Consider the following 677-nt stretch of genomic DNA (forward strand, 5'->3'; position numbering starts at 1 on the left):
ATTCGCTATCAACCAGAAACAGTAGTTGCTGTGTCATAAATTTGAATACAAGGGGTTAAAATTGAGTTGGAACTAAAATTTGAATGGGATGAAGATAAAGATAAATTAAATCAGAAAAAACATGGTGTTTCTTTTGAGGAAGCAGTTTCGATATTTAATGATCCTTTATCTATCAACTTTGACGATCCTGAACATTCATTAGGAGAGACTCGCTATATTATAATAGGATTATCCGATCAAGGTAGATATTTATTTGTTTCTCATGCAGATCGTAATGATAAAATCCGGTTAATTAGTGCAAGATTAGTTACACCTAAAGAAAGGAGATATTATGAACGAGAAAATACAATATGAATTAGACGATGACTTAAAAGAAGAATATGATTTAAGTCAACTAAAAAATCCCATTCAGGGTAAATATTATCAACAGTATCAAGAAGGATATAGTGTTACTATTCATAATGAAGATGGTACAACAACAGTAAAAAATTTCCCTAGTCAAAATGATATAATTGTTCTTGATCCTGACGTGAAACAATACTTTCCTGATTCAGAATCCGTTAATTCTACTTTAAGGAGTTTAATTAAATTAATTCCTCAAAAATAGTAAATTGCTACACCAATTTCAATTTACTTATTGCTGATAGCTTGGGTGAAGCTTTACAAAGATTCAAAGA

The 677-nt window shown here is 30.0% G+C and carries 2 protein-coding genes; both read left to right on the forward strand.

Annotated elements, in window-relative coordinates; all coding sequences use genetic code 11:
* The first annotated feature begins 66 nt into the window (after window positions 1–66).
* Complete coding sequence (locus A9Y75_RS25880; RefSeq protein ID WP_071192745.1) at window positions 67–354, forward strand: BrnT family toxin; 288 nt, start codon at window positions 67–69, stop codon at window positions 352–354.
* Window positions 332–607, forward strand: coding sequence for a hypothetical protein (locus A9Y75_RS25885; protein ID WP_071192747.1), 276 nt, complete (start codon window positions 332–334; stop codon window positions 605–607). Before A9Y75_RS25880 ends, A9Y75_RS25885 begins: the two co-directional genes overlap by 23 nt.
* The last annotated feature ends 70 nt before the right edge of the window (window positions 608–677 follow it).

This window comes from Trichormus sp. NMC-1, from assembly GCF_001858025.1.
Taxonomy (GTDB): domain Bacteria; phylum Cyanobacteriota; class Cyanobacteriia; order Cyanobacteriales; family Nostocaceae; genus Anabaena.

Bases quoted from the DNA above. Each gene is read 5' to 3' on its own strand.
- A9Y75_RS25885 (WP_071192747.1), top strand. From the start codon at position 332: ATGAACGAGAAAATACAATATGAATTAGACGATGACTTAAAAGAAGAA.